Annotated in this window: 22 protein-coding genes; 10 read left to right on the top strand and 12 right to left on the bottom strand. The window is 73.1% G+C overall.

Translation table 11 applies throughout. The features are described 5' to 3' along the window. Nucleotides 1-28: 28 nt before the first annotated feature. Nucleotides 29-532 (bottom strand): SsgA family sporulation/cell division regulator, encoded by a 504-nt coding sequence (locus tag ACIPYS_RS13840; RefSeq protein WP_159424869.1) that lies wholly within the window; start codon nt 530-532, stop codon nt 29-31. Between the two features lie 473 nt (nt 533-1,005). Here ACIPYS_RS13840 and ACIPYS_RS13845 point away from each other — a divergent pair, with 473 nt between their 5' ends. From ACIPYS_RS13845 to ACIPYS_RS13855, 3 genes are all read left to right on the top strand, one after another. After that, nucleotides 1,006-2,397, top strand: coding sequence for a hypothetical protein (locus ACIPYS_RS13845; protein ID WP_400746054.1), 1,392 nt, complete (start codon nt 1,006-1,008; stop codon nt 2,395-2,397). Nucleotides 2,398-2,591: 194 nt separating this feature from the next. Continuing rightward, the gene (locus tag ACIPYS_RS13850; protein WP_400746239.1) at nt 2,592-3,857 is read left to right on the top strand and encodes a TerD family protein; all 1,266 of its coding nucleotides are present in this window, start codon (nt 2,592-2,594) and stop codon (nt 3,855-3,857) included. A 64-nt stretch (nt 3,858-3,921) separates the two neighbouring features. After that, entirely contained in the window at nt 3,922-4,413 is a 492-nt protein-coding gene (locus tag ACIPYS_RS13855; RefSeq protein ID WP_093860068.1) for a GNAT family N-acetyltransferase, read from the top strand. A gap of 15 nt (nt 4,414-4,428) precedes the next feature. Here the strand turns inward: ACIPYS_RS13855 and ACIPYS_RS13860 are convergent, their stop codons facing one another. Beyond that, a complete protein-coding gene (locus ACIPYS_RS13860; RefSeq protein ID WP_400746057.1) occupies nt 4,429-5,124 on the bottom strand; it encodes an RraA family protein in 696 nt (231 codons plus the stop codon). Between the two features lie 129 nt (nt 5,125-5,253). Here ACIPYS_RS13860 and ACIPYS_RS13865 point away from each other — a divergent pair, with 129 nt between their 5' ends. Then, on the top strand, nt 5,254-5,574 hold the full coding sequence (locus ACIPYS_RS13865; protein WP_400746059.1) for a Uma2 family endonuclease: 321 nt from the start codon (nt 5,254-5,256) through the stop codon (nt 5,572-5,574). A 74-nt stretch (nt 5,575-5,648) separates the two neighbouring features. Here ACIPYS_RS13865 and ACIPYS_RS13870 read toward each other — a convergent pair whose 3' ends face one another. Both ACIPYS_RS13870 and pruA read right to left on the bottom strand, forming a co-directional pair. Then, a complete protein-coding gene (locus tag ACIPYS_RS13870) occupies nt 5,649-6,578 on the bottom strand; it encodes a proline dehydrogenase family protein (RefSeq protein ID WP_400746061.1) in 930 nt (309 codons plus the stop codon). A 146-nt stretch (nt 6,579-6,724) separates the two neighbouring features. Next, nucleotides 6,725-8,353: an L-glutamate gamma-semialdehyde dehydrogenase gene (gene pruA, locus ACIPYS_RS13875; RefSeq protein WP_093860071.1), complete on the bottom strand. Its 1,629-nt coding sequence runs from the start codon at nt 8,351-8,353 to the stop codon at nt 6,725-6,727. A 266-nt stretch (nt 8,354-8,619) separates the two neighbouring features. Between pruA and ACIPYS_RS13880 the strand changes: the two genes are divergently transcribed. Then, nucleotides 8,620-10,221 carry a CdaR family transcriptional regulator gene (locus ACIPYS_RS13880; protein ID WP_093860072.1) on the top strand — a complete coding sequence of 534 codons (1,602 nt, stop codon included), beginning with the start codon at nt 8,620-8,622 and terminating at the stop codon, nt 10,219-10,221. Nucleotides 10,222-10,396: 175 nt separating this feature from the next. Here ACIPYS_RS13880 and ACIPYS_RS13885 read toward each other — a convergent pair whose 3' ends face one another. Together ACIPYS_RS13885 and ACIPYS_RS13890 are read right to left on the bottom strand one after the other, a co-directional pair. Then, the gene (locus ACIPYS_RS13885) at nt 10,397-11,881 is read right to left on the bottom strand and encodes an alkaline phosphatase PhoX (RefSeq protein ID WP_093860073.1); all 1,485 of its coding nucleotides are present in this window, start codon (nt 11,879-11,881) and stop codon (nt 10,397-10,399) included. 341 nt (nt 11,882-12,222) lie between these two features. After that, nucleotides 12,223-13,377: a hypothetical protein gene (locus ACIPYS_RS13890; RefSeq protein WP_093860074.1), complete on the bottom strand. Its 1,155-nt coding sequence runs from the start codon at nt 13,375-13,377 to the stop codon at nt 12,223-12,225. 251 nt (nt 13,378-13,628) lie between these two features. Between ACIPYS_RS13890 and ACIPYS_RS13895 the strand changes: the two genes are divergently transcribed. Continuing rightward, nucleotides 13,629-14,075 (top strand): VOC family protein, encoded by a 447-nt coding sequence (locus ACIPYS_RS13895; protein ID WP_093860075.1) that lies wholly within the window; start codon nt 13,629-13,631, stop codon nt 14,073-14,075. Nucleotides 14,076-14,126: 51 nt separating this feature from the next. Here ACIPYS_RS13895 and ACIPYS_RS13900 read toward each other — a convergent pair whose 3' ends face one another. Further along, on the bottom strand, nt 14,127-15,755 hold the full coding sequence (locus ACIPYS_RS13900; RefSeq protein ID WP_400746064.1) for a hypothetical protein: 1,629 nt from the start codon (nt 15,753-15,755) through the stop codon (nt 14,127-14,129). Nucleotides 15,756-16,102: 347 nt separating this feature from the next. Between ACIPYS_RS13900 and ACIPYS_RS13905 the strand changes: the two genes are divergently transcribed. Next, complete coding sequence (locus ACIPYS_RS13905) at nt 16,103-17,434, top strand: MFS transporter (protein ID WP_093860076.1); 1,332 nt, start codon at nt 16,103-16,105, stop codon at nt 17,432-17,434. 407 nt (nt 17,435-17,841) lie between these two features. On the opposite strand, the gene ACIPYS_RS13910 is transcribed toward ACIPYS_RS13905, so the two are convergent. After that, nucleotides 17,842-18,501: a Uma2 family endonuclease gene (locus ACIPYS_RS13910; protein ID WP_400746066.1), complete on the bottom strand. Its 660-nt coding sequence runs from the start codon at nt 18,499-18,501 to the stop codon at nt 17,842-17,844. 212 nt (nt 18,502-18,713) lie between these two features. On the opposite strand from ACIPYS_RS13910, the gene ACIPYS_RS13915 reads away from it, so the two are divergent. The 3 genes from ACIPYS_RS13915 to ACIPYS_RS13925 all read left to right on the top strand — a co-directional run bounded on the left by ACIPYS_RS13915 (nt 18,714) and on the right by ACIPYS_RS13925 (nt 21,485). Continuing rightward, complete coding sequence (locus tag ACIPYS_RS13915; RefSeq protein WP_400746068.1) at nt 18,714-19,919, top strand: helix-turn-helix domain-containing protein; 1,206 nt, start codon at nt 18,714-18,716, stop codon at nt 19,917-19,919. A 98-nt stretch (nt 19,920-20,017) separates the two neighbouring features. Then, entirely contained in the window at nt 20,018-20,437 is a 420-nt protein-coding gene (locus tag ACIPYS_RS13920) for an ATP-binding protein (RefSeq protein WP_400746070.1), read from the top strand. Between the two features lie 145 nt (nt 20,438-20,582). Then, on the top strand, nt 20,583-21,485 hold the full coding sequence (locus ACIPYS_RS13925) for a phosphotransferase (protein WP_400746071.1): 903 nt from the start codon (nt 20,583-20,585) through the stop codon (nt 21,483-21,485). 356 nt (nt 21,486-21,841) lie between these two features. Here ACIPYS_RS13925 and ACIPYS_RS13930 read toward each other — a convergent pair whose 3' ends face one another. The 4 genes from ACIPYS_RS13930 to sufC are packed head-to-tail and all read right to left on the bottom strand — an operon-like array spanning nt 21,842 to nt 24,741. Then, nucleotides 21,842-22,216 carry a metal-sulfur cluster assembly factor gene (locus tag ACIPYS_RS13930; RefSeq protein ID WP_093860081.1) on the bottom strand — a complete coding sequence of 125 codons (375 nt, stop codon included), beginning with the start codon at nt 22,214-22,216 and terminating at the stop codon, nt 21,842-21,844. Nucleotides 22,217-22,239: 23 nt separating this feature from the next. Beyond that, entirely contained in the window at nt 22,240-22,689 is a 450-nt protein-coding gene (gene sufU / locus ACIPYS_RS13935; protein WP_093860082.1) for a Fe-S cluster assembly sulfur transfer protein SufU, read from the bottom strand. A 16-nt stretch (nt 22,690-22,705) separates the two neighbouring features. Continuing rightward, complete coding sequence (locus ACIPYS_RS13940; RefSeq protein ID WP_173862256.1) at nt 22,706-23,953, bottom strand: cysteine desulfurase; 1,248 nt, start codon at nt 23,951-23,953, stop codon at nt 22,706-22,708. Between the two features lie 23 nt (nt 23,954-23,976). Continuing rightward, nucleotides 23,977-24,741, bottom strand: coding sequence for a Fe-S cluster assembly ATPase SufC (gene sufC, locus ACIPYS_RS13945; protein ID WP_093860084.1), 765 nt, complete (start codon nt 24,739-24,741; stop codon nt 23,977-23,979). Nucleotides 24,742-24,747: the final 6 nt, after the last annotated feature.

Consider the following 24,747-nt stretch of genomic DNA (forward strand, 5'->3'; position numbering starts at 1 on the left):
CGGTCCGGGCGCACCGCCCGCCCCGGGCTCAGCGGCCCCCGGACAGCAGCGCGGTCAGCTCGGCGTCGCTCGGCCCGTGGGCCCGCTCCGCCTCCTCCGAGACCAGCGCGTACGTCCGGTCCAGCCAGGCCCGGACCTTCGGCTTGGAGACCTCCAGCAGCGCGCTGCCGTGCGGGGACTCCAGCGCCAGGTGCAACGTCGAGCCGTGGCACGGACAGTAGGCCGGCCACAGCTTGACGTCGCCCTGACCGCTCAACGAGCGCAGGCCGTCGCGCAGCAGTTCGCGCGAGAACACCCAGTCGGCCTCGTCCGGCCGCCCCAGATGGAACGTCAGCAGCACCTCGTACGGGCGCGCGGCGTCGAACCGGAACCGCGTACGGACCTCTCCGACCACCTCCTCGCCCAGCGAGATCCGCAGGGACAGCACCTCCTCCACCGCCGCCGGAGCGGCGGTGGAGCCTGCCTCTTCGCCGCCCGTGGGGGTAGCGGCGAGAGGGGCACTGGAGGGTGCTGGCAGCGGGTCGGGCGGCATGACGGTCTCTCCGGGACGGCGTGGAATGCCCTCCAGACTGCGCCACCGCGCGACGGACCGGCAAGGGTTGCAAGGGGGTTGCAATAATCCCCGAACGCTCCCGGGGTCCCTTACCGGGCCCGTTGCCGCCCTTGTCAGACGGACCGTCAACTTCCGCTGGCCAAAGGGTTGTCCACGGATTTGATCCATTCGGTCCAGGCTCTGGCCACCGCCCGGGTGCCCGCTGCTACGCTCGTCCCCCTGCCGGCGCACGCCCGCGCGCGCACCCGGCGGACTCCGCACGCTCGGCCCCGGGGGGACACTCGGGCCGGGCCCGGACGCGTCCCGGACGACGCCCCCGACCGGATCCCGGTCGGGCCGGCCGCACCGGGCCGGCCGGCGGCCGTCCGCCCGGTCGGCGGCACCGGCGCCGCCGTCGGTACGTGGGAGAATGCGGCGACCGCAACGGCGACTTCAGGGGAGGGAGGGGTCCGGTGGGTCCGTCCGAGGACACCGGGCAGGACGCGGCGTACCCGCACGACCGTCACCGCACCAGGCACGGCCGGCACGGACGGCCCGGCCCGTTCGGCGGCCGCCTGCGACTGCCCACCCTGCGATTCTCCGGCGCCGCGATGGCGATGTCCACCGTCGTGGGGATCAGCATCGCCACCACCCTGCTGCTCAGCGAACAGCAGGGTGTGGGCCGCCGGGCCGGGGTCTCCAGGGTCGGTTCCAGCGCCCCGCCGCCGAGCCCGGCCGTCGGCCCCGACAGCGGCTCGGGCACCGCCTCCGGCACCGCGTCCGGTCCCGCCTCGGGCACCACGGCCGACCGGGAGACCGGCACCGCGGACGCCACCGCGGGCCGTCCCCCGGCCACCCCTGCCGTCCCCCTGCCCGGCCCGACCGGCCCCCGCGCCCCGGGGAGCACCACCGGCCCGCGGTCCACCACCCCGGCCGCGCCCCGCGGCGGATCCCCCAGCGGCGTACCGCTCGCCGAGGGCCCGCCGCCCCGGCACGGCGTGACCGGCGAGCCCGCCGGGGGGCAGGGCGGCACCGGTACCGGCACCGTCGGCGGCGGCCAGGACACCCTCGCCGCCGGGCAGCCCGCCGAGGAGCAGCCCGCCTCCCGCAACGCCGACCGGCCGACCGCCGACCGGCCCGCCGGGGAGCCGGCGACCGGCACGACGGCCCCGGCCACCCCCGCGCCCTCCCCCTCGCCGACCGCGGCCCGCCCGCTCGCCCCCGTCCCGGGCACCCCGGCACCGACCCCGCCGGACCGGACCGGCGAGATCCTCGCCGACCCCGGAACCGGCGGCACCGACAGCACCGACGGGAAGGGCGCCACCGGCGGCACCGGCGAAAAGGGTGACCGGGGCGAGACGGGCGGCAAGGGCGGCACCGACAGCACCGACGACCTGGCGCTCAGCGGCGCGGCCCTGGTCCAGCCGCTCGGCCGCGACGGCACCCGCCACCTGCTCGCACTGACCGTCACCGAGCCGCTGACCGCGCTCCAGGCCGAGTTCCGGCTCGCCCCGGGCGCGCTGGCCCCCGGCGCCGGCACCGTCTGGACGGACCTGACCGGCGTCGTGATCACCGCCCACCAGGAACGCGGCTCGGCGGTGTACCGCTTCACCACCCCGCCCGGCACCGACGTCCGCCCCGGCCGGTACACCTTCGCCGTGCTCGGCATCCGCCCGCCCGCACCGCGCCGCGCCGCGCCCCGGACCGCCGAGTGCTGGAAGGCCAGTGCCTTCGGGATCGACCGGCCGCGCGCCGTCGCCGCCCTCGGCGGCTTCGCGGCACCGTCCGGCACCGGCAGCCGTCCCGGCGCCACCACGCCGGTGTCCGCGCCGGTAGCGGCACCCGCACCCGCACCCGCCCGCTGAGCGGCCCCGGCACCGCCGCACCACCCCCGTCCGGCCCGGTCCGTTCCGGTCGGACAACCCGACAGGTCAGCGGCCCGATCGGGCTCATCCGGCCGACCTCGTTCGTTACTGTGGTCGCCAGTCGGCACAGCCGCCCCACCGCCGGGGCCGGCCCCGCACCACGTCATTCCCAGGAGGAGTTCGTGTCCACGGTCCTGACCCAGGGCGGCAATGCCCCGTTGACCGCCGCGCGGGTGACCGTCGAGGTCACCGCACCCAAGGCGCTGGACGTCTCGGGCCTGCTGCTGACCGATGCCGGCAAGGTCCGTTCGGACGACGACTTCGTCTTCTACAACGCCCCCAACGGGCCCGGGGTGACCCACCGCCCGGCCGCCGCGGGCAGCCCGGACGCCATCATCGTCGACACCGCCGCCGTCCCGGCCGGGATCAGCAAGATCGTGGTGACCGCCAGTCCCGACGAGGCCGGCGCCACCTTCGCGGGCATGGAGCCGACCGCGACCGTCCGCGACGCCGCCACCGGCGAGGTCCTGGTCACCTTCACCTCGCCGGCGCTCGGCCGGGAGACCGCACTGATCGTGGTCGAGGTCTACCAGCGCAACGGCGCCTGGAAGGTCCGCGCGGTCGGCCAGGGTTACGCGAACGGTCTGGCCGGCATCGCCACCGACTTCGGTGTCTCGGTCGAGGAGCAGCCGGCTCCGGCGGCCGCCGCCCCGGTCACCCAGGTCGCGCCGCCCCCGCCCGCCCCGGCCGCCACCGCGCCGACCCCGCCGCCGGCCGCCGGCCCGGTCGACCCCCGGCTCGCCATGGCCTCCGCCCCGCCGATGCCGCAGAGCGCGCCCCCGATGCCCCCGGCCCCGCCCGCCGCCGCGGCGCCGTCCCTCACCAAGGTCACCCTGGACAAGGGCCGGGTCAGCCTCACCAAGGGCGGTTCGGTCTCGCTGGAGAAGAACGGCAAGCCCTTCCTCTCCTCGATCCGGATGGGCCTCGGCTGGGAGCCCGCCGGCCGCGGCCGCAACATCGACCTCGACGCCTCCTGCCTCGCCTTCGACGGCAAGCGCGAGAAGCTGGACACCGCCTGGTTCATGAAGCTGGGCATCTTCAACGGCGCGATCGTCCACTCCGGCGACAACCTGACCGGCGAGGGCGGCGGTGACGACGAGTCGATCACCGTCCACCTCAACGGGCTGCCGCAGGAGGTGTGCGGCCTGGTCTTCGTGGTGAACTCCTTCTCCGGTCAGAAGTTCACCGAGGTCAAGAACGCGTACTGCCGTCTGGTCGACGCCGGCACCGGCCAGGAGCTGGTCCGCTTCGACCTCACCCACTCCGAGTCCCGCACCGGCGTGGTGATGTGCAAGCTGGTCCGCCAGTACTCGGGCGAGTGGGTGATGACCGCGATCGGCGAGTACGTCGACGCCAAGACCGCCCGGGCGATGGTCAAGCCGGCCGCCTCGATGCTCTGACGACCGGTCGGGCGGCGGGAGAAAACGACTGGACCTCCCGCCGTCCGCCGCGCATCATGTCCGGATGCTGATCAGGGAAGCCACCACCGAGGACTGGCCGGGCATCTGGCCGTTCTTCCACGCCATCGTCGCGGCCGGCGAGACGTTCACCTACCCGCTCGACCTCGACTTCGAGCAGGGCCGGGAGTGGTGGCTGCTGCCCGAACCGCACCGCACCGTGGTCGCCGTGGACGAGACCACGGGCGCCGTCCTCGGCACCGCCAAGACGAACCGCAACCAGATGGGCAACGGCGGCCACGTCGCCGGCGCGAGCTACATGGTGGACCCGGCGCACGGCGGCCGCGGCGTCGGCCGGGCGCTCGTCCTGGACAGCATCGACTGGGCCCGCCGCTCCGGTTACCGCGCGATCCAGTTCAACGCCGTGGTCGCGACCAACGAGCACGCGGTGAAGCTCTACGAGTCGCTCGGCTTCCGCATCGTCGGCACCGTCCCGGAAGCCTTCCACCACCCCGTGCACGGCTACGTCCCCCTGTACGTCATGCATCTGGCGCTCTGACCGGCGGCACCCGCCCTACTCCTCGATCGCCCCGCCGACCCGCCGCAGGTGCTGCCGGAAGGTGTACCCCGGGTCGGCGGCGCGGCGTTCCAGGTACTCCGCGAACGCGGTCTGCCGCCGCAGCGTGTCGCCGGAGCGGATCCGCTCCGCCTGCGCCCGCTCGGTGCGGGCGATCCCGGCCGCCGCGTCCAGCACCTCGTCCAGCCGCGCGGACGGCACGAACAGCACACCGTCCGCGTCCGCGAACACCACGTCCCCGGTGTCCACCAGGTGCGGACCGAACCGGGCCGCCGTCAGCGCCTCGGGCTCCCGCCCGTCCAGCCGCACCGGGCCGAGCGGCAGCGTGCCGTAGCTGAACACCGGCAGCCCGATCTCCACCAGCTCCGGGGTGTCGCGGTGCAGCCCCCACACCACCACCCCGGCGGCCCCGGCGGCCCGCGCCTCCAGCACGGCGAGGTCCCCGATGCACGCCTCGTCCGTCCGCCCGCCGTTGTCGATCACCACGACGTCCCCGGGCTCCGCCGCGCCGTACGCCTCCAGGAACACGTCCACGCTCCCGTAGTGCCGCACCGGCAGCACCCGCCCGGCCACCCGGCTCCCGGGCACCACCGCCGCCACCCCCGCCGGCGCCACCCGCAACGCCACCCCCACCCGCATGCAGGCGTCCGCCACCAACGGCGTGGACAGCTCCGCGAACCGCTTCAGCACCATGCCAACTCCTCGCTCACACGCCAGAGTTCACCAGCGCGAAGATCCTACGCCGATCCGCCTTCCCACGATCGGGTGAAAGTCCCGCACTCCCGACACGACCCGCCCGTCCCGCCACTACGGTGACGACCCGTGCCATCCACAGAACCGGCCTGCACGTCCGGCCGACAGGCAGACATCTTCGCCCCGTCCTGGATGGAGCCCGACGGTGTGGCCATGGTCGCGGAGGTGACATCCAGCAAGCCGGACCAGGACCGGATCGCCAAGCGGCACTGCTACGCACGCGCCGGAATCCCGCTCCATCTCCTCATCGACCGGGAGAAGTCGCAGGTCAGCCTCTTCTCGAAGCCCAAGCGCGACGAGTACACCGAGCTGCACCTCGCGGGGTTCGGCGAGCCGCTCGTCCTCCCCGCCCCGTTCGAGTTGGAGCTGGACACCAAGCCCTTCATCTGACCGGCGCCGACGCGACCGGCCCGGGTCCCCCCATCGCGGGAGGGGGACCCGGGCCGGTCGGTCGCCGCGCGGGGTCAGCCGCGGGTGGCCATGGCGCGCAGGAAGAAGGTCAGGTTGGCCGGGCGCTCGGCGAGGCGGCGCATGAAGTAGCCGTACCACTCCTCGCCGTACGGGAGGTACACCCGCATGGTGTTGCCCTCGCCCGCGAGGCGGAGCTGCTCCTCGGGGCGGATGCCGAAGAGCATCTGGTACTCGAAGGAGTCCCGCTTGCGGCCGTTCCACTCGGCCAGCTGGCCGGCGATCTTGATCATGTTGGGGTCGTGCGAGGCGATCATCGGGTAGCCCTCGCCCGCCATCAGGACCTTGAGCGCGCGGACGTACGCGAGGTCCACCTCGTGCTTGCCCTGGAAGGCGACCGACTCGGGCTCCTTGTAGGCGCCCTTGCACAGGCGCACCCGCGAACCGGGGCCGGAGAACTCGCGGCAGTCGGCCTCGGTGCGGCGCAGGTAGGCCTGGAGGACGACCCCGAGCCAGGGGAAGTCCTGGCGCAGCTCGCGGGCGATCGCGAGGGTGGAGTCGGTGGTGGTGTGGTCCTCCATGTCGAGGGTCACCGTGGTGCCGGCGTCGGCGGCGGCCTCGCAGATGCGGCGGGCGTTCTCCAGGGCGATCTTCTCGCCGTCCACCGGGAGGAACTGGCCGACGGCCGAGAGCTTGACCGAGACCTCGGCACCGGCGGCCAGGCCGGTCTCCTTGAGCGCCGCGAGCAGGTGCTCGTACGCCTCGGCGGTGCCGGCGGCCTGGGCGGCGTCGCGGGTGTCCTCGCCGAGGTGGTCCAGGGTGACCTTGCGGCCGGTCGCGACGAGGTCGTCGCAGGCGGTGACGGCGTCGTCGAGGGCCTCGCCGGCGACGAAGCGCTCGACTATCGCGTGGGTCGGCGGGAACTTCTCGACGACGGTGCGGACCTGGGCCGAACGGGAGGCGGCGAGGAGGGCGGAACGGAGCATCGTGACTCCTGGAGCTGGTGTTTCCGAGGGGTGGCAGAAAGGACGGGCGGCGAGCCGAGGGGGGTGGTCGGCTCGCCGCCCGTGGGACGCCGCCCGGTTGCGGGGCCGGGGGCGTCGGGGACCGCGAACGGGTCCCGGTGGGACGGTCAGCCCATGTGCGGGTAGCGGTAGTCCGTCGGCGGGACGAAGGTCTCCTTGACCGAGCGGGTCGAGGTCCACCGCGCGAGGTTCTGCTTGGCGCCGGCCTTGTCGTTGGTGCCCGAGGCGCGGGCGCCGCCGAACGGCTGCTGGCCGACGACCGCGCCGGTCGGCTTGTCGTTGATGTAGAAGTTGCCGGCCGCGTTCCGCAGCTTGAGCATCGCGTGCTGAACGGCCTCGCGGTCCTGCGAGATGATCGCGCCGGTCAGGGCGTAGTCCGAGACCGACTCCATCTGGGTCAGCATCTCGTCGTACTTGTCGTCCTCGTAGACGTGCACGGCGAGGACCGGGCCGAAGTACTCGTCCCGGAAGTACTCCGAGGCCGGGTCCTGGCAGACCAGCACGGTCGGTCGGACGAAGTACCCCACGCTGTCGTCGTAGGTGCCGCCGGCCAGGACCTCGACCTGCGGGTCGGCCTGGGCGCGGTCGATCGCGGCCTTGTTCTTGGCGAAGGCGCGGTCGTCGATGACGGCGGACATGAAGTTCGACAGGTCGGTGACGTCGCCCATGGTCAGGCCGTCGACCTCGTCCCGGAACTCGTCCTTCAGCTCGGCCCAGATCGAGGCCGGGACGTAGGCGCGGGAGAGCGCCGAACACTTCTGGCCCTGGAACTCGAAGGCGCCGCGGGTCATCGCGGTCTTCAGCACGGCCCGGTCGGCGGACGGGTGGGCGACCAGGAAGTCCTTGCCGCCGGTCTCGCCGACGATCCGCGGGTAGGTGCGGTAGCCGGAGATGTTGTTGCCGACCTCGCGCCACAGGTGCTGGAAGGTGGCGGTGGAGCCGGTGAAGTGGATGCCGGCCAGCGCCGGGTGCTTCAGCGCGACGGCGGAGACGTCCAGGCCGTCACCGGTCACCATGTTGATGACGCCCTTGGGCAGGCCGGCCGCCTCCAGCAGCTGCATCAGCAGGTGCGCGGAGAACTGCTGGGTCGGCGAGGGCTTCCACAGCACCACGTTGCCCATCAGCGCCGGCGCGGTCGGCAGGTTGCCGGCGATGGCGGTGAAGTTGAACGGGGTGATCGCGTAGACGAAGCCCTCGAGCGGGCGGTGGTCGCTGCGGTTCCACACGCCGTCCGAGGAGATCGGCTGCTCGGCCATGATCTGGCGGGCGAAGTGCACGTTGAAGCGCAGGAAGTCGACCAGCTCGCAGGGGGTGTCGATCTCGGCCTGCTGCGCGGTCTTGGACTGGCCGAGCATGGTGGCGGCGGCCAGGGTCTCGCGCCAGGGGCCGGCCAGCAGGTCGGCGGCGCGCAGGAAGATCGCGGCGCGGGAGTCGAAGGAGAGCGCCTGCCAGGCCGGGGCCGCGGCCAGGGCAGTGTCGATGGCCTCCTGCGCGTCGGCCTGGGTGGCGTTGCGCAGGGTGCCGAGCCTCGCCGCGTGGTTGTGCGGCTGGACGACGTGGAACTCGGTGCCGCCGCCCATCCGGCGCTCACCGTTGATCGTCATGGTCAGCTGGACCGGCTCCTGGCCGCCCAGCTCCTTCAGCTTCGCCTCCAGGCGGGCCCGTTCCGGGCTGCCCGGCGCGTAGCTGTGGACCGGCTCGTTCACCGGCGCGGGGACCTGGGTCACAGCATCCATGAGCGCACGCTCTCCTTCGTTCCTTGCGGGGGAAGCCGGCGCGGATCGCACGACGGCCACATGACGAACGCTATTCCTGCATCAGGGGTCGCTTGATTGGCCGGACGGCTAAAATCATCCGGACGGCGTTGTCCGACCGGATGAAGGATTCGGACGAAAGCCACCCTTCGGCCACCCGCCGGCCACCCCCACCACCCCCGGCCACGGCTGCGGCCACCCCCCGCCGCCCGTCGGACACCCCGGTCGGACACCTTTGAGGAGGCCCGATGACCGCCCCCGGCCTCCCGCTCCGGCAGCTGCTGATGTCCCTCGGCGAGCCGCTGGTCGAGCTCCAGACCGCCCCGCACGGCCTCGACGTCCCGGTCCGCGACGTCGCCATCCTCGACCCCGAGGACCCGCCCACCGCCGCCCCGGGCGAACTCGTGCTCGCCATCGGCGCCCGCGGCCGGGCCGCGCTCCCGGCGCTGCGCGCGGCCGGCCGGGCCGGAGCCGCCGCGGTCGCCGTCAAGCTGGACGCCCCCGGCCAGGCCGACGCGCTGCGCGAGGCGGCCACCGAGGCCGGTGTGGCGCTGCTCTCGGTGCGCCGGGAGACCCGCTGGGAGCACCTCGACTCGCTGGCCCGGGCGATCATCGCCGGCCCGGACACCCCGGACGCGCCCGGATCGCCCGAGCACAACGCCGGCGACCTGTTCTCGCTGGCCCAGACCGTCGCGGTGCTCACCAACGGCATCGTCTCGATCGAGGACACCTCCAGCCGGGTGCTCGCCTACTCGCGCTCCTCCGACTCCGACGAGGTCGACGACCTGCGCCGGCTCTCCATCCTCGGCTGGCAGGGCCCCGAGCCGTACCTCTCCAAGCTCCGCGAGTGGGGCGTCTTCCAGCACCTGCGCACCTCGGACACCGTGATCGCGGTCGACCCGCACCCGGAACTCGGCCTGCGCCGCCGGCTCGCGATCGGCATCAGGACCGGTGCGCAGCCGCTCGGCACGATCTGGGTGCAGGAGGGCGCCCGGCCGCTCGCGCCGCTGGCCGAACAGGCGCTGGTCGGCGCGGCCCGGGTCGCCGCGGCCCAGCTGGTGCGCCGCCGCCGGGAGCTGTCCGCGGACGTCCGGCTCACCCGGACCCTGCTCACCGGCCTGCTGGAGGGTTCCACCGGCCCGCAGTCGCTGGCCACCCACCTCGGCCTCGACGTGCGGCACCCGGCCACCGTGCTGGCGTACAGCGCGGGCACCACCGAGGAGCTCACCCGGGCCGAAGTGACCGGCCTCATCTCGGTGCACACGGCGGCCCGGCACCGCGCCGCGCTGCTCGCGCCGATCGAGTCCCGGGTGTACGTGCTGCTGCCCGACCTGCCCGCCAACCTGCCGATGGCCACGGTGCGCGGCTGGGCGCACGAGGTGGTCGAGGCGGCCGGGGACCACCTGGGCGTCCGGCTGCGGGCGGCGATCGGTTCGACCGTGGAGGGCCTCGCCCAGGTGCCCGAGTCGCGCGCGCAGGCGGACCGGATCCTGGACGCGATGGGCCGCGGCGGGGTCGACCTGGAGGTCGCGGCGCTGATCGACGTCCAGGCGGAGGTGCTGGTCAGCGAGGTGCTGGCGCTGCTCCAGGAGCGCGGCGGCCTGCGCGACCCGCGGCTCACCGCGCTGACCTCCTACGACCGCAGGCACGGGACCAGGCTCGCCGAGTCGGTGCTGGCCTGGCTGGACGCGCTGGGCGAGGTCCGGGTCGCGGCGGACGCCCTGCACATCCACCCGAACACCCTGCGGTACCGGGTCCGCCGGGCCGAGCAGCTGACCGGGATCGACCTGGCCCAGCCGCAGCAGCGGCTGCTGGCGATGCTCCAGCTGCGACTGCCGGCCGACTCCTGAGCCCCGGGCCGGGCGCGCTAGGGCCGGGCTCGGGGCTCGGGCACACGACGCGTCGGCCGGGCACCAGACGAGTCGGCCGGGCTCACGAGGTCCGGGCTCACGACGCGTCGGCCGGGCACGCGAAAGGGGCCCGCCGAAGCGGGCCCCGATCACTCACTCGCGGTCAGCGGTCGGCTCACTGGCCGTAGCCCTGGCCGCGCTTGTGCTCGTTCAGGCGGTGCCACGGGCCGGTGATGGCCAGCTGGATGCCCGGGGTCTGGATGTTGGCGAACAGGGTCTTGCCGTCGTCCGAGAAGGTGACGCCGGTGAACTCGCTGAACTCGGGCTTCTCGGCGGTGCCGATGTTCAGCTCGTTGCGGGCGATCGGGAAGGTCAGGCCGTCCTCGGTGGCGCCGAACAGGTGCGAGACACCCTCGCCGTCCTCGGCGATCACGATGCCGCCGTAGGGCGAGACGGTGATGTTGTCCGGGCCGTCGTAGTTGTCGTGGTCGCCCCAGACGTCGGTGTTGACGCCCAGCAGGACCTTCAGGGTGATGGTGCGGCGGACCGGGCTGTAGAACCAGACCTGGCCGTCGTGCTGCAGCGGGCTCTCCGAGCGGGCGAAGCTGGAGACGAAGTAGAAGCCGCCGTCACCCCACCACATGCCCTCCAGCTTGCGGGCGCGGGTGACCTCGCCGTCCTTGAACTGCTTGCGGACGGAGACGGTCTTGGCGTCGCGGTCCTGGACCTTGACCCAGTCCACGCCGTAGGTGGTGCCGACCGCGGTGGCGCGGGACAGGTCGTCGATGAACTTGCCCTGGGCGTCGAAGACCTTGAAGGCCTCCAGCACACCGGCGTCGGCGGCCAGCTTGCGCAGCTGGTAGCGGCCGTGCTTGAAGCCGGCCGGCGGGGTCCAGCGGAAGAGCAGGCCGTTGGGGTTGGAGGCGTCCTCGGTCAGGTACACGTGGGCGCGCTTCGGGTCGACGACGACGGCCTCGTGGGCGTAGCGGCCGAACGCCTTGATCGGCTGCGGGTCGCGGTTGTAGTCGTCGTCGAACGGGTCGACCTCGAAGATGTAGCCGTGGTCCTTGGTGAAGCCGTTCTTGCCGGCCTTGTCCTCGGTCTCCTCGCCGGACAGCCAGGTGCCCCACGGGGAGACGCCGCCGGCGCAGTTGGTGGAGGTGCCGGCGATGCCGACCCACTGCTCGACCGTGCCGTTGGCCTTGGCGTGCACGATGGTGCAGCCGCCGGCCGCGCCCGGGTCGTAGACGTGGCCCTCGGTCAGCGGGACCGGGTTGGGCCAGTTGGCGCGGGCGCCGGACAGCTCGTGGTTGACGACCAGCAGGTTGCCGCCGCGCTCGTCCTCGAACGCCGAGGTGCCGTCGTGGTTGCTCGGGGTGAACTCACCGGTGCGCAGCTTGGTGACGCCGGCGCGGTTCACGACCTTGTACTTGAAGCCCTTGGGCAGGGCGAGCAGGCCGCCCTGGGTGTCGGCGACCAGCGGGCCGTAACCGACCGCGAGGCGCTCGCCCTCGACAGCCTCGGCGACCGGCGCCTCGCCACCGGCCGGAGCGGCGATCGCACCCGGGGCGGTGGCCAGGGCCTCCGCGCTGCCGGCGATCAGAACGCCCGCCCCGACGAGGGTGGAACGGTTGACGAAGTCCCGGCGGGACAGCGACATGGCAGTCACTCCTGAAGGCTGGGGTGCCGACCGGGCGGACCCGGTGCGCGGCTTGCGAGGTGTCGAGAATGGTCGTCGACGCCCAGCAGACTCCGCCCGCCCGGTGAACGCCCGGTGAAGGGGACACCGCGTCAGGGCGGCCATTTGCCGACCGTATTCGAACCCATGACTCAACTTTTGCCATGTCCCCACAGGTCACACCGCCGGCCGGGCTCCGGCCACCCCCCGTTCGGCGCCCGGGAGGGCCGCCGTTCAACCGGCCCGGGCCCCGACCGCCCGCCGCCCGCCCGGGCCGGCCGCCCGGCCCGCCCGGCACCCGACCGGCTCGGCACCCAGCCAGCTCAGCACCCGGCCCGCGCCACCCGCCACTGTTCCCAGGCCGCCAGCCACAGCTGCTCTCCCATCCGGTGCTCCCCGCGCTCCCCGCTCCGCACCCGCTGCCAGGCCCGCTGCGCCGGCAGGCTCGCCACCTCGCTGGCGAACACCGAGTACCGGATCGACTCCTCCACCGCGGCGTCGCCCTCCGGCGTCCCCACCACCCAGTGCGTCAGCTGGGACAGCCGCCGGAGCTGCTCCACCATCGCGGCCACCGCCTCCGCCGCCTCCGGCCTGCTCTCCGAGGCGAGCCGCATCTGCTGACGCACCGCCGCCTCCCACCGCAGCGCGCCCGCCTCGGCGCGCGCCCCCCGCTGCGGCCGCGGCGGCCGCCCGGACCGCAGCCGGGCCTCGACCGCGGCGGCCTCGCTGATGCCGTGCGCGATCACCTCCCGGTGCGCCTCCAGGCCGCTGACCGGGGCCAGCTCGCGCCGCTCCACCGGCAGGCAGCGGCCGCGCCGGGCCGCCAGCTCGCGCAGCAGCGCGGTACGGCCGCGCAGACAGCTCTCGGGGTCCTGGATCCGGGCCAGTTCGACGCCGCCCGGCGGCACGCCGCGCCCGCAGACCGTCACGGTCAGCCCGTCCACCCGGAACCGGCCCGCCCAGACCGGCTCGGCGCCGCCCATCGGGCAGCAGCCGGGCAGCGGCGCACCGGACCACAGGCCGCGCCGGTCCTCGTGCACCTCGACGGCGTGCGCCCGGCCGTCGACGGTGATCCACTCGCGCAGCGCCCTGACCCGGCCCGGGGTGTCGCCCTCGTCGACCCCGAGCTGCTCGTAGACCCGGTCGCGCTCGTCCTCGACCACGTCCTCGAGCTCGGGCAGCGGCTCGTACCGGTCGGCGCCCGGCCGGTGGGTGCGCACGGTGACGTAGGGGCCGGACGCCGAGGCCCAGTCGCCGGTGCCGACCTCGATCCAGCCCGGGGCCGGATCCGCGCCGCCGCCGAACGCGACCAGCGCGACGGGACCCCCCGGCCCCGTCGCGGGCACCACGCCGTACAGCGGGAAGTCGGCCGCGTCGAGCGTCCGGCGGGCGAGGTCCTCCTGACCGCCGAGGAACTCCTCCAGGTCACCGACCCGGCACTCGCGCGGACAGTCCCCCGGGCGGCCGCACGGGTCCACCGTGCCCGCACCGTCCCCGTACCGACCGCTCCGACCGCCTCCGCTCGCCCGCGTCATCCCGCGCCGCACCCCCTGTCCTCGCCGTTCCCGCCGTGCCGTAGACCCCGGCAACGATACGTGGCCCGACCTGCCGGGTCATCAGGCCCTTTGCGCACCCCCGCCGATCGGCCGCCGCCGGCCCCGTCTGGCCCGTCCCGCCGGACGGCCCTGCCCGGGGCGCCGCTGTCGGTCCCCGTCCCTACGCTGGCGGCATGACAGCAACCACGGACTTCCCGGCCCGGCTCAGCATCGTCACCCTCGGCGTGGCCGACCTCGAGCGCAGCGCCCGCTTCTACGAGGCCCTCGGCTGGCACCGGTCCGCTGCCTCCAGCCCGGAGATCGTCTGGTTCCGCACCGCCGACTCCGTGCTCGGCCTCTTCCCGCACGAGGAGCTGGCCGCCGACGCGGGCGTGCCGTCCGCGGGCGAGCCGGCCTTCCGGGGCGTCACCCTGGCGGTGAACCTGGAGTCCCCCGCCCTGGTCGACGCCGCGCTGGCGACGGCCGTGGAGGCCGGCGCCGTGGTGGTCAAGCCGCCGGCGCCGACCGGCTGGGGCGGCTACTCCGGCTACTTCGAGGACCCGGACGGCCACCTCTGGGAGCTGGCCCACAACCCGTTCTTCCCCTTCACCGAGGACGGCTCGCTCGACCTGCCCCGCTGAGCCCCCGCCCGCCGCACCGCCTGCCGGCGCGGGCGGGGGTCCTGTCGCCCCTCAGCCCTTGGAGCGCGCCTTGAACGCCGCCTTGCGGGCCTCCTTCGCCACCGCCCGGTCGGGATGCATCTCGCCGACCGCCTCCAGCACGTCCGCCGTGTACGGGTGGTCGACCCGCCACAGCTCGCCCAGGTACTCCGCCGGATCCTTCGTCACCGGCAGCTCCGCCACCAGCTCGCGCAGCTGGTCCGGATCGCCGCCGGTGTCCAGCAGCTGGGCCGCGAAGGCGTCGACGACCGCCCACAGCGCCGTCGCGCGGTCCGGGGCCGGCACGTCCGCCGCGCCGAGCGCGACCAGCCAGGAAGCCGCGCCGCCGCCCAGCTCCGGATCTCCCAGCACCTCCCGCACGGCCGGTTCGGCGGGCGCGCCGAGCAGGGTCAGCGCCGAGTGGCAGAGCATCCGCCGCATCGGGGCGTACGCGTCGTTGCCGCGCGCCGCCTCCAGCAGCTCGCGCGCCGCCTCCACCGGCTCCCGTCCTTCGAGCCAGACCTTCAGCTCCTCCTCGGGCAGCACATTGGCGGCCTCGCTGACGCCGCGGAGCAGCTCGGCGGCGTCGCCCCCGGCCAGGTCGCCGACCAGCGGCGCGTCGTAGCCGTCCTCCAGCAGCCACTGGCGGATCCCGTACTGGCCGAGCGGGGTGAGCCGGACCAGTCCGAACCGGGCCGACTCCGCCTCGTCCAGTTCCGCCGGCTCGCCGTCCGGGCCGGCCCCGGTCGGCTCCTCGCCCTCCTCCTCGTCGAAGAGCTCGGGGTCGATCGGCCGGTAGTCCAGCAGACCCAGCTCGGAGAGGTCGGCGAGCATCGGGTCCAGCGCCACCATCACGTCGGTGATGTCGCCCAGCAGCTCGTCGCTCGGCTCCTCGCCCTCGGGGACGACCAGCAGCGCCGCCAGCACGCCCAGCGGCACCGTCTCGGTGCCCGGCTCGGCGAAGGCCGTGGTCTCGTACAGCACCTGGAGAGCCTCGTCGAGCAGTTCGGCGGCCTCGTCCCTGGCGTCCTCGACCTCGCCGAGGCCCTCCTCGTCCTCCTCCGCCTCGGCGTCCCCGTCGTCCTCCCGCTCCAGCTCCTGGGAGTCCGCCTCCACCGCCAGCTCGCGGACGATCCCGGCGGCCGTCAGCCACAGCTCCAGGACGGTCTCGGGGTCGCCCTCCTCGGCCGGCTCCAGGTCCGGGCCCGGGACGGCCACGTGCTCGCCGGCCGCCGTGGTGCCGATCTCGACGAGGTCCAGGTCGCAGGCGAGCGACCAGGCGCGCATCGCCTCGACCACCGCCTCCTCCGGCCCGTCCCCCTCCTCGGGGGCGAGACCGAGCAGCCGGGCGGCCGGGAGCCGGTCCGGGGCGGTCAGGTCGCCGAACTCGTCCACCGCCCGGTGCGGGGCCGCCCAGCGGGCCAGCCGCAGCGCCCAGTCGAACATCGGGACGGCCTTCGCCAGCGCGGCCAGCTCCGTCTCGGCCGGCAGCCGGACCGGTGGCACCAGCACCGCCGCGTCGTCGAGGTCCTCGTCGTCCAGTCCGTGCGCGGCGAACGCGCCGTACAGATCCTGGAGCTCCAGGTCGGCGGGCAGCACCGCGCCCTCACCCGGGGTCCCCGCCGCCGAGGGGCCGGCGTTCCTGCGACGTCGTGCGGCCATCGTTGCGTGTTCTCCCTACACCGAGCTCCACGGGCTGCACCGAGCGGTCAGCCGGGCCTGGCCCGCGGAGATCAGCTCCGCGTACCGGCCCACTACCTCAGCGTATAGGCCGGGCACCCCCGATGCCCGGCCTCGAGGGGCGCGCGCCGTCGGCGCGCGCCCACCCCTTATCCTTCGAAGTCGGTACCGCGCACAACCCCGCGCGCGCCGACGGGCAACGTAGCCCCGCTCTCGCTCACCTGCACCACCAGGGAGCCCGCACCGAGGCCACCACCACAGCGCCCAGGACGGGCGCGCCGGCACACCCCGCCGACCCGCGTGGTGCCCGGCCACAGGAGACCCCTGCCATGGCGGACCTCTCCCCCGCCGGCTCCGGCCTGCGCACCGCGCAGCTCGACGGACGCCGACTGTCGGAGGCCCTGCTTCCCCTGGAGCTCGCGCCCCGCGCCCAGCTCCGGCTCGCCGCGATCAGCCGCTGGAACGCGCTGCGCGGTGTCCGCGTCGGCCTCGTGGCCGCCGGCCTGCTGCTCATGCTGATCGGCGCCAATCTGGCGACGCCGATCTACCCGATGCTCCAGCAACGCCTGGGACTGGGCCCGCTCGACACCACGATCCTCTTCACGGTCTACGTGTTCGCGCTGGTCCCGGTGCTGGCCGTGGTCGGCCACTGGTCCGACCACCTCGGCCGGCGCGCCCTGATCCTGCCCGCCGTCGCCCTCGCCGCCGCGGGCGACGTGGTCTTCGCGACCTCCGGCAGCTTCTGGCAGCTGGCCGCCGGCCGGGCCGTCCAGGGCATCGCCGTCGGCCTGTCCACCGGCGCCGCCGGGGCCGCCCTCGGCGATCTGATGCCGGACCGCCCGACCCTGGCCGCCAAGCTCACCCTCGCCTGTTCGGCGGGCGGCGTGGCGCTCGGCCCGGTCGTCGGCGCCCTGCTCGCCAACGGCGCCGACCCGCTGCTCACGCCCTTCCTGCTGCACGCGATCGCCCTGCTGGCGCTCTGCGTGCCGCTGGCCCTGGTCCACCCCCGGATGCCCGGCCGCAACCGCCCGCCGGCCTCCCCGCCGCGCATCACGACCCCGGCCCACCTGCGCCCGCAGCGCCTGCGGCTGCCGCGCACCGGCCGCCGCGAGTTCCTGCTGGCGGCCTCGGCCGGCTTCGTCTCCTACGCGGTGTTCGGCGTCTACCTGAGCCTGGCCCCGGCCTTCTCCGCCAAGCTGCTGAACACCGACTCCCGCCTGGTCGGCGCGATCGTCGCGGCCCTGCTGCTCGGCTCCTCGGCGCTGGCCCAGCTGGTCGTCCCGCCGACCGCCGACCGCCTGGTCATCGCCCTCGGCATGGCGGGCCTGGCGACCGGCCTGGGCCTGGTCGTCACCGCCCAGTACACCGGCACCCCGGCCCTGCTCTTCATCGGCAGCGTCCTGGGCGGCGCGTGCCAGGGCATCGCCTTCCGCTCCCTGTTCACCACCGCCGTCGCCGCGATGGACCCCGAACGCCGGGGCTCCGAGCTGAGCTCCCTGTGGGTCATCGTCTACCTGGGCTCCTCGCTCCCCATCGTCGCCGTCGGCGCCCTCGTCAAGGCCTACGGCCTGCTCCCGGCCACCAGCGGCTTCACCCTCCTCGCCGCCGGCCTCTGCGCCGCCCTGGCCCTCGCCGTGGCCCGCAGGCCCAAGGCCGCCTGACACCCTGCGCACGAACGCCGCTGCCCGGGACCTCCTCCGAAGCCCCGGGCAGCGGCATTTCCGCCACCGGGTGAACACCCCGCGCATCATCTGCTTCGTTGAGCAGTTCTCCCACCGTTCCCCACCGTCCACCCCCCACCCGCCCTCCGGCGGGTGCCCACCCCAACCCCGCCCGCACGCCGCCGAGCGGACGCGCGGGCGCCGATGCCGCAGGGAAACGCACCTCCGGGAACGAGAGGGCACAGGGGACCGGGGGGCCGAAGACCGACAAATAGCTCGGCAGCCGTCTCCCAACCCCGCCTCCAGAAACAGGATCAGCTACCCCCTCCACTGCTGAGTGCGTCACCCCGCGAAGTAGCACGAACCCCAGCGCGGCGAGGTCCTCAGGCAAGCGGCGTTCCCCAGGCTTACGCGCTCCAGGGCTTCCAGGCATCCGTGTCGATCTCGATGCTGAACGGCTCCGGCAGCCGGACGGCCTCGCCGAACTTCCACTCGCCCAGGACCTCGTACGTGGCCTCGGCCGTGTTCGGCTCACCGAACAGCTTGACGCCGGGCTGCCGCGGGTCACGGTCGACCAGAAGGTAGAACGGCACCCCGCTCCGCGCGTAGCCGTTCCACTTGGTCGGCTTGACCTGCCGCCCGAACATGGGGCGACGGTCGTGACGGGCGTTCGACGGCGATGTCACCTCGACCACCATGGCAATGTCGTGCGGATAGAGACGAGCGATATCCCCGGCCAGCGCGCGTTCCTCGACCTCTGCATCCACGATGACGAGATCCGGAATGTAGCCGTCGCCCGTCTCGACCAGATCCAGTTTGACCCCCTGCATTGCCCGCCACGGATAGGACGGGTCCGGCACAGTGGCACGTGTGAACGGCCGGTCGATGTGTGCGAGGAACACCGCATGCGTAACTACCGGCGCCGGTGACACAACGATCTCCCCTCCGACAACCTCCACCCGCGTACCGTCGTCCGGGAGCCGGAGGTACTCCTCCAGTTCCCCCCGGACCCACATGGCGTACGGCGAATCAGGCAGAAGCAACTGCGCGAACGCAACCACTGACATGACTTCGCTCCCTCCGAGGTCGCGGCACCAGCCTGGCCGCCCGGTCGCAGATATACCACTGCCGCCCGAACCGTTCCCTCGAAGGAGCGGTTTGGGCGGCAGTGGATTGACGTTCGGGCCGTCCGTCAGACGCGGCGCGGCGTGAACGGTCCGCCCGCCCGTGGAAGCGGGTACCTTCCGGGTACGGCCGTGCACCCGGAAGGGGACCAGGGATGACGCAGTGGACCGACTACACCACGGGCGAGCGCATCAAGCTCCTGCGCGGGCCGGACATGACGCAGGAACAACTCGCCGAAGCGTCAGGCCTGTCCGTAGCGACGATCCGCAAGGCCGAACGCAACCTCGGCGGCAGCCTCCAGACCCTGCTGCGCATCTCGGCCGCACTGCACACGGATGTATCGGTGGTACTCGGCCAACAGGCCCCCCACCGCGCGATGCAGAGCGCAGACCGGGCGATGATGCGCGCGCTGTCGCGCGCCGTTCACGACACCGCCGCCGGCGTCGGCGTCGACGTACAGCCCCCGCCGTCGGCCGACCTCGCGGCCGGACTGGCCGCCGCTTGGGAGGCCTACCGCTCCGGCGACTACGTGGGCGCGGGGGTCCGCGTCGCCCCGGCGCTGCGTGAGGCCGCCACCGCGATGAAGGCGGCGCCGGTCGACCGGACGGGTACGGCAGCAGGCATCCTCGCCGACGCCTACCGGCTCGCCGCCTACGTGGCGAACCAGTTCGGCGCGCGTGATCTCGCGTACGCCGGGATCGGCCATGCGCAGCACGAGGCCGACCGTGCCGGGGACACCGCCCGGTCGGCCATGGTGGCGTCGGGCCGATCGTGGATCTACCTGCGGGACGCCCGCCTCGACCAAGCGGGGGAGACCGCCCGCATGTCGTACGAGTCAATCGAGCCCCGGTACGGAGATCGCGACCTCGGGATGCTCGCCACCTACGGATGGCACGTGACCTTCGCCGCCGTCGTCGCCGCCCGCCAGGGGGACGTGGACGGTGCCGACGATCTGCTGTCACAAGGGCACGCGGTGGCGGCGCGGATGGGTCGGGACGTCATGGTGAACGGCACGGCGTTCGGACCGGCAACAGTTACGGCGCAGGCGATCGGCATCTCCGTCTCTACCAGTCGGCCGGCAAGAGCGCTCGGCCTGTTCGCATCGCTCGTCGACACGAGTTCGCTCACCCCGTCGGCGCGGAACCGGATGATGCTCGACGTGGCGCTCGCCCAGGCCGAGACCCGGCAGTCCGACACCGCCCTGGACACCCTGCTCGATGTGTGCGCGGCCGCGCCCGGCTGGGCTCGCCATCAGGGACTGTCCGGCGTGATCGCGCAGAAGGCGAGCGCGGGCAGCGCCACCACGGCCAAGCTGCGCAAGCTCTCGTCCATCCTCGGAACCTCCGTAATCATCAGCTGAGGAGTGATACGCAGCGTCTCACTCGACGCCGGTACGACTTCGGGAAGTGACACCTCCCGTCCGTTCACGACCAGTGACCGATCCGCGACAGTGAGCGCATGTCGACGCCCCATCGCCCTTGCCTCACGCTCACGCGCGCCACCCTCCGACTGCCGTACGCCCCCGAATCCGCCCGCGCCGCCCGCCTCCTGGTTCGCGCCAAACTCACCGAGTGGGACGTGCCGCGCCTGATCGACGATGCCGAGCTGATCGTGTCCGAGCTGGTGGGCAACGCGGCGAGGACCGGCTGCCGGGCAGCCATGATGGTCGGCATCCGGCGCGCAAGCTGCGACGCCGTGCGACTGCTGGTCTCGGACGGGTCAGCGAGCCTGCCGGTACTGATCGATGCCGGCCTGGATGCCGAGTCCGGCCGGGGGCTGTTCCTCGTCGGCCTTCTCACCCAACAGCGATGGGGTGTGATCCCCTGGCCGCGCGGCAAGGTCGTCCACGCCACTCTCTCCGTTTCCACCGGCATTTGAAGACGCCCTCCAAGACGCCCACCCCCAAAGTCCGGTCGAAACATCGGCCGGCTTTTCCCCGGGCCAGTCGGCCCAGCCCCAGGTGACCCGCCCGACACAGCCGCATCTGATCCACGTCAACTCGGCTCCACGGAAGGATTGATGGATGAGTGACTGGGAGTTCGTGAAGGACAGAACCGCCACCCGAGGCGCGGTGTGGAGGTCGGCCGACGGCCTGCTCTACAAGCGGACCGGCGGCGAGGACCTGCGAGCGGAGATCGAGTTCCAGCAGCTGGCTGCTGGCCTCGGTTACCCGGTGCCGGAGATCGTCGACAGCGGCTCGGAGGACGGGCGCTACTTCGTCGTCGAGCACGCCATCGGCGACACCTCGCTGCACGAGGAGGCGCTGGCCGACGCCAGGCGGGACGGTCAGGTCAGCTACCAGGTCATCAGCACGGCGGCCGCCGTCGCATCGAAGCTCCTGCAGGCCCAGGCGAGGCACCCCCTCCCCGTTACGCAGTGGTTCGCGAAGGCGGCCTTCGCGGCAGAGGTCTTCGAGGAGAACCCGGACCTCGACACCCCGCGCGTCCACGAAGCGGTCGAGCACGCCCTCGACCGGCTGGCCCGGCTCCCGATGGCGCACGGGCATCTCGACTACGGCCTGCCCAACGTCCTTCGGGCCGGGGTCATCGACTGGCAGCACCACGGACCGGTTCCGTTCGGCTACGACGTCTACCCCGCGCTCGACATCGTGGCCTTCAAGGGCGGCGGCAAGGGCTACAGCATCACACCGGAACAGCGCACCGCCTACACCGGCGCACTCGACGAGACCACCGCATCCCTGATCGGGCAGCGGGTGAGCGAGCACCTGGGCGACTTCCTGCTCGTCAAGTGCTTCTTCTTCCTCGCCCTCATGCGACCCACCGACCCCGCACGGCAGGACAAGCACATCAAGTGGCAGTACCGCCGTGCCCTCTTCACGATGGGGCTTGATCAGTACGAGTCGTCCGACACAATCGACACCGGCACCTTCCCCACCCTGGAACGGTTCACCGCCGAATACCGGTAGGCCGGTTCTGCGCGATCCGGTCCGAACCGCGTCTGCGCCTGGGTGAGACCGAAGCCGCCGAACTCGCGCCCCTCGTCGCCCGGTGGCTGGAGCGCGGCTCGACCCGGACCGACCTCGCCCACGCATTGCTGCCGGGCCTGCCCGTCCCGATGCACTCGGCGGCGGCCGTGTGCCGCCCGGCCGGGCGGCACGTGGCCGGGCCCGGGGTGGGCACCCGCCGGGAGGCGGGTGGGGGTGGACGCTGGGGAACGGCGGTAGAGCTGCTCGACGACGGAGTCCCACACGGGTGCACCCCGGAAACGCCGCTGCCGCGCGAACCGAGGTTCGCGCGGCAGCGGGTTGACGATCCATGGGCCTCAGACGTTGAAGCCCAGGGCGCGGAGCTGGTCGCGGCCCTCGTCGGTGATCTTGTCCGGGCCCCACGGCGGCATCCAGACCCAGTTGATCCGCAGGTCCTTGACCAGGCCGTCGGTGGCGGTCCTGGCCTGGTCCTCGATCACGTCGGTCAGCGGGCAGGCCGCCGAGGTGAGGGTCATGTCGATGGTGGCCACGTCGGCGTCGTCGATGTGGACGCCGTAGATCAGGCCCAGGTTGACGACGTCGATGCCCAGTTCGGGGTCGACGACGTCCATCAGGGCCTCGGTGAGGTCCTCGACGGAGACGGTGCCGGCGCTGGTGCCGACCGGGCCGGCCGGGGTCTCCTCCGCGGGGGAGGTGGTCTCTTCGGTCATGGCGGGTGTCCTCCTCTGCGGTGTCAGTCGGTGGCGGGGTGCTCGGCGAGGGCCTTGGCGGTGGCGTCCTTCCAGGCCATCCAGCTGAGCAGGGCGCACTTGACCCGGGCCGGGTACTTGGAGACGCCGGCGAACGCGACCGCGTCCTCCAGCACCTCCTCGTCGCCCTCGCCCTGGCCCTTGCTCTGCATCAGCTCCAGGAAGGCCTCCTGGACCGCCTGGGCCTCGCCCACGGACTTGCCGACCACCAGGTCGTTCAGCACCGAGGCACTGGCCTGGCTGATCGAGCAGCCCTGGGACTCGTAGGAGACGTCGACGACGGTGGAGCCGTCGAGCTTCACCCGCAGGGTGATCTCGTCGCCGCACGTCGGGTTGACGTGGTGCACCTCGGCGTCACCGTCCCGCAGCCCCTTGCCGTGCGGGTTGCGGTAGTGGTCCAGGATGATGTCCTGGTACATCGAGTCGAGCTTCATGTCGCGTGCCCCGTCCTCAGCCGAAGAAGTTCCGGACGTGGTGCAGGCCGTCCACGAGCGCGTCGACCTCGCCCGGCGTCGAGTACAGGTAGAACGACGCCCGCGTGGTCGCGGGAATTCCGTACCGCAGGCAGACCGGCCGCGCGCAGTGGTGGCCGACGCGCACGGCGATGCCCTGCTCGTCCAGCACCTGGCCCACGTCGTGCGGGTGGATGTCGCCCAGCGTGAACGAGATCGCCGCGCCGCGGTCGACGGCCGTGCGCGGGCCGATGATCCGCAGGTCCGGGACCTCGAGCAGCCGCTCGATCGCGTACTCGGTGATGGCGTGCTCGTGGGCGGCGATCCGCTCCATGCCGATGCCGGTCAGGTAGTCGACGGCCGCGCCCAGCCCGACCGCCTGGGCGATCGGCGGGGTGCCGGCCTCGAACTTGTGCGGCGCCGGGGCGTAGGTGGACGAGCCCATGGTGACGGTCTCGATCATCTCGCCGCCACCGAGGAACGGCGGGAGGTCCTCCAGCAGCTCCTGGCGGCCCCAGAGCACGCCGATGCCGGTCGGCGCCAGCATCTTGTGGCCGGTGAAGGCGACGAAGTCGGCCTCCAGCGCCTGGACGTCCAGCACCATGTGCGGCGCGGCCTGCGAGGCGTCGATCACGACCAGCGCGCCGACCGACTGGGCCTTGCGCACGATCGCCTCGACCGGGTTGACCGTGCCGAGCAGGTTGGAGACCAGGGTGAAGGAGACCACCTTGGTCTTCTCGGTGATCAGCTCGTCGATGTTCGACAGGTCGAGCCGGCCCTCGTCGGTCAGCCCGAACCACTTCAGCTTCGCGCCGGTGCGCTGCGAGAGCAGCTGCCACGGGACGATGTTGGAGTGGTGCTCCATCTCCGTGATGACGATCTCGGACTCGGCGTCCACCCGGTACGGCTCGTCCGCCCAGGTCAGCATGTTGGCGACCAGGTTGAGCGACTCGGAGGCGTTCTTGGTGAACACCACCTCGTTGCGGCTCGGCGCGTTGACGAACGCCGCGACCTTGTCCCGGGCGCCCTCGTACAGCGCCGTGGCCTCCTCGGCGAGCACGTGCACGCCGCGGTGGACGTTGGCGTTGTGCCGCTCGTAGTAGGCGTTCAGGGCGTCGAGCACCTGACGGGGCTTCTGCGAGGTGGCCGCGTTGTCCAGGTAGACCAGCGGCTTGCCGTCGTGCAGCAGCCGCTGCAGGACCGGGAAGTCCTTGCGGATCGCGTCGGTGTCGAGCAGGCCGGGCAGGACCGCCGACTCGTGCGTGGATGTCACTCGGACGCGCCACCCTTCACATAGGCCTCGTAGCCCTCCGCCTCCAGCTTGTCGGCCAGCTCGGCGCCGCCGGACTCGACGATGCGGCCGCCCGCGAAGACGTGGACGTGGTCGGGCTTGATGTACCGCAGGATGCGGGTGTAGTGGGTGACCAGGAGGGTGCCCACCTCCCCGGTGGAACGGACCCGGTTGATGCCCTCGGAGACGACCCGCAGCGCGTCGACGTCCAGGCCGGAGTCGGTCTCGTCGAGGATCGCGATCTTCGGCTTGAGCAGCTCCAGCTGGAGGATCTCGTGGCGCTTCTTCTCACCGCCGGAGAAGCCCTCGTTGACGTTGCGCTCGGCGAACGCCGGGTCCATCTGCAGACCGGCCATCGCCTCCTTGACCTCCTTGACCCACAGCCGCAGCTTGGGGGCCTCGCCGCGGACGGCGGTGGCGGCGGTGCGCAGGAAGTTGGAGACCGAGACGCCGGGGACCTCGACCGGGTACTGCATGGCCAGGAAGACGCCGGCCCGGGCACGCTCGTCGACGGACATCTCCAGGACGTCCTCGCCGTCCAGCAGCACCGAGCCGCCGGTGACGGTGTACTTGGGGTGGCCGGCCAGGGAGTAGGCCAGGGTGGACTTGCCGGAGCCGTTCGGACCCATGATGGCGTGGGTCTCGCCCTGCTTCACGGTCAGGTCGACGCCCTTCAGGATCTCCCGGGGACCGTTCTCGGCCTCGACGGAGACGTGCAGGTCGCGGATTTCAAGGGTAGCCATGTGTAC

This window comes from Kitasatospora sp. NPDC089913 (assembly GCF_044748625.1).
Taxonomy (GTDB): Bacteria; Actinomycetota; Actinomycetes; order Streptomycetales; family Streptomycetaceae; genus Kitasatospora.

What these genes read in the sequence shown, in the direction of transcription:
- sufU (WP_093860082.1), bottom strand. Translation starts at nt 22,689, where the DNA reads ATGAAGCTCGACTCGATGTACCAGGACATCATCCTGGACCACTACCGC.
- sufC (WP_093860084.1), bottom strand. Translation starts at nt 24,741, where the DNA reads ATGGCTACCCTTGAAATCCGCGACCTGCACGTCTCCGTCGAGGCCGAG.
- ACIPYS_RS13860 (WP_400746057.1), bottom strand. Translation starts at nt 5,124, where the DNA reads ATGGTGCTGAAGCGGTTCGCGGAGCTGTCCACGCCGTTGGTGGCGGAC.
- ACIPYS_RS13895 (WP_093860075.1), top strand. Translation starts at nt 13,629, where the DNA reads ATGACAGCAACCACGGACTTCCCGGCCCGGCTCAGCATCGTCACCCTC.
- ACIPYS_RS13925 (WP_400746071.1), top strand. Translation starts at nt 20,583, where the DNA reads ATGAGTGACTGGGAGTTCGTGAAGGACAGAACCGCCACCCGAGGCGCG.
- ACIPYS_RS13920 (WP_400746070.1), top strand. Translation starts at nt 20,018, where the DNA reads ATGTCGACGCCCCATCGCCCTTGCCTCACGCTCACGCGCGCCACCCTC.
- ACIPYS_RS13905 (WP_093860076.1), top strand. Translation starts at nt 16,103, where the DNA reads ATGGCGGACCTCTCCCCCGCCGGCTCCGGCCTGCGCACCGCGCAGCTC.
- ACIPYS_RS13840 (WP_159424869.1), bottom strand. Translation starts at nt 532, where the DNA reads ATGCCGCCCGACCCGCTGCCAGCACCCTCCAGTGCCCCTCTCGCCGCT.
- ACIPYS_RS13930 (WP_093860081.1), bottom strand. Translation starts at nt 22,216, where the DNA reads ATGACCGAAGAGACCACCTCCCCCGCGGAGGAGACCCCGGCCGGCCCG.
- ACIPYS_RS13880 (WP_093860072.1), top strand. Translation starts at nt 8,620, where the DNA reads ATGACCGCCCCCGGCCTCCCGCTCCGGCAGCTGCTGATGTCCCTCGGC.
- ACIPYS_RS13915 (WP_400746068.1), top strand. Translation starts at nt 18,714, where the DNA reads ATGACGCAGTGGACCGACTACACCACGGGCGAGCGCATCAAGCTCCTG.
- ACIPYS_RS13910 (WP_400746066.1), bottom strand. Translation starts at nt 18,501, where the DNA reads ATGTCAGTGGTTGCGTTCGCGCAGTTGCTTCTGCCTGATTCGCCGTAC.
- pruA (WP_093860071.1), bottom strand. Translation starts at nt 8,353, where the DNA reads ATGGATGCTGTGACCCAGGTCCCCGCGCCGGTGAACGAGCCGGTCCAC.
- ACIPYS_RS13870 (WP_400746061.1), bottom strand. Translation starts at nt 6,578, where the DNA reads ATGCTCCGTTCCGCCCTCCTCGCCGCCTCCCGTTCGGCCCAGGTCCGC.
- ACIPYS_RS13885 (WP_093860073.1), bottom strand. Translation starts at nt 11,881, where the DNA reads ATGTCGCTGTCCCGCCGGGACTTCGTCAACCGTTCCACCCTCGTCGGG.
- ACIPYS_RS13900 (WP_400746064.1), bottom strand. Translation starts at nt 15,755, where the DNA reads ATGGCCGCACGACGTCGCAGGAACGCCGGCCCCTCGGCGGCGGGGACC.
- ACIPYS_RS13855 (WP_093860068.1), top strand. Translation starts at nt 3,922, where the DNA reads ATGCTGATCAGGGAAGCCACCACCGAGGACTGGCCGGGCATCTGGCCG.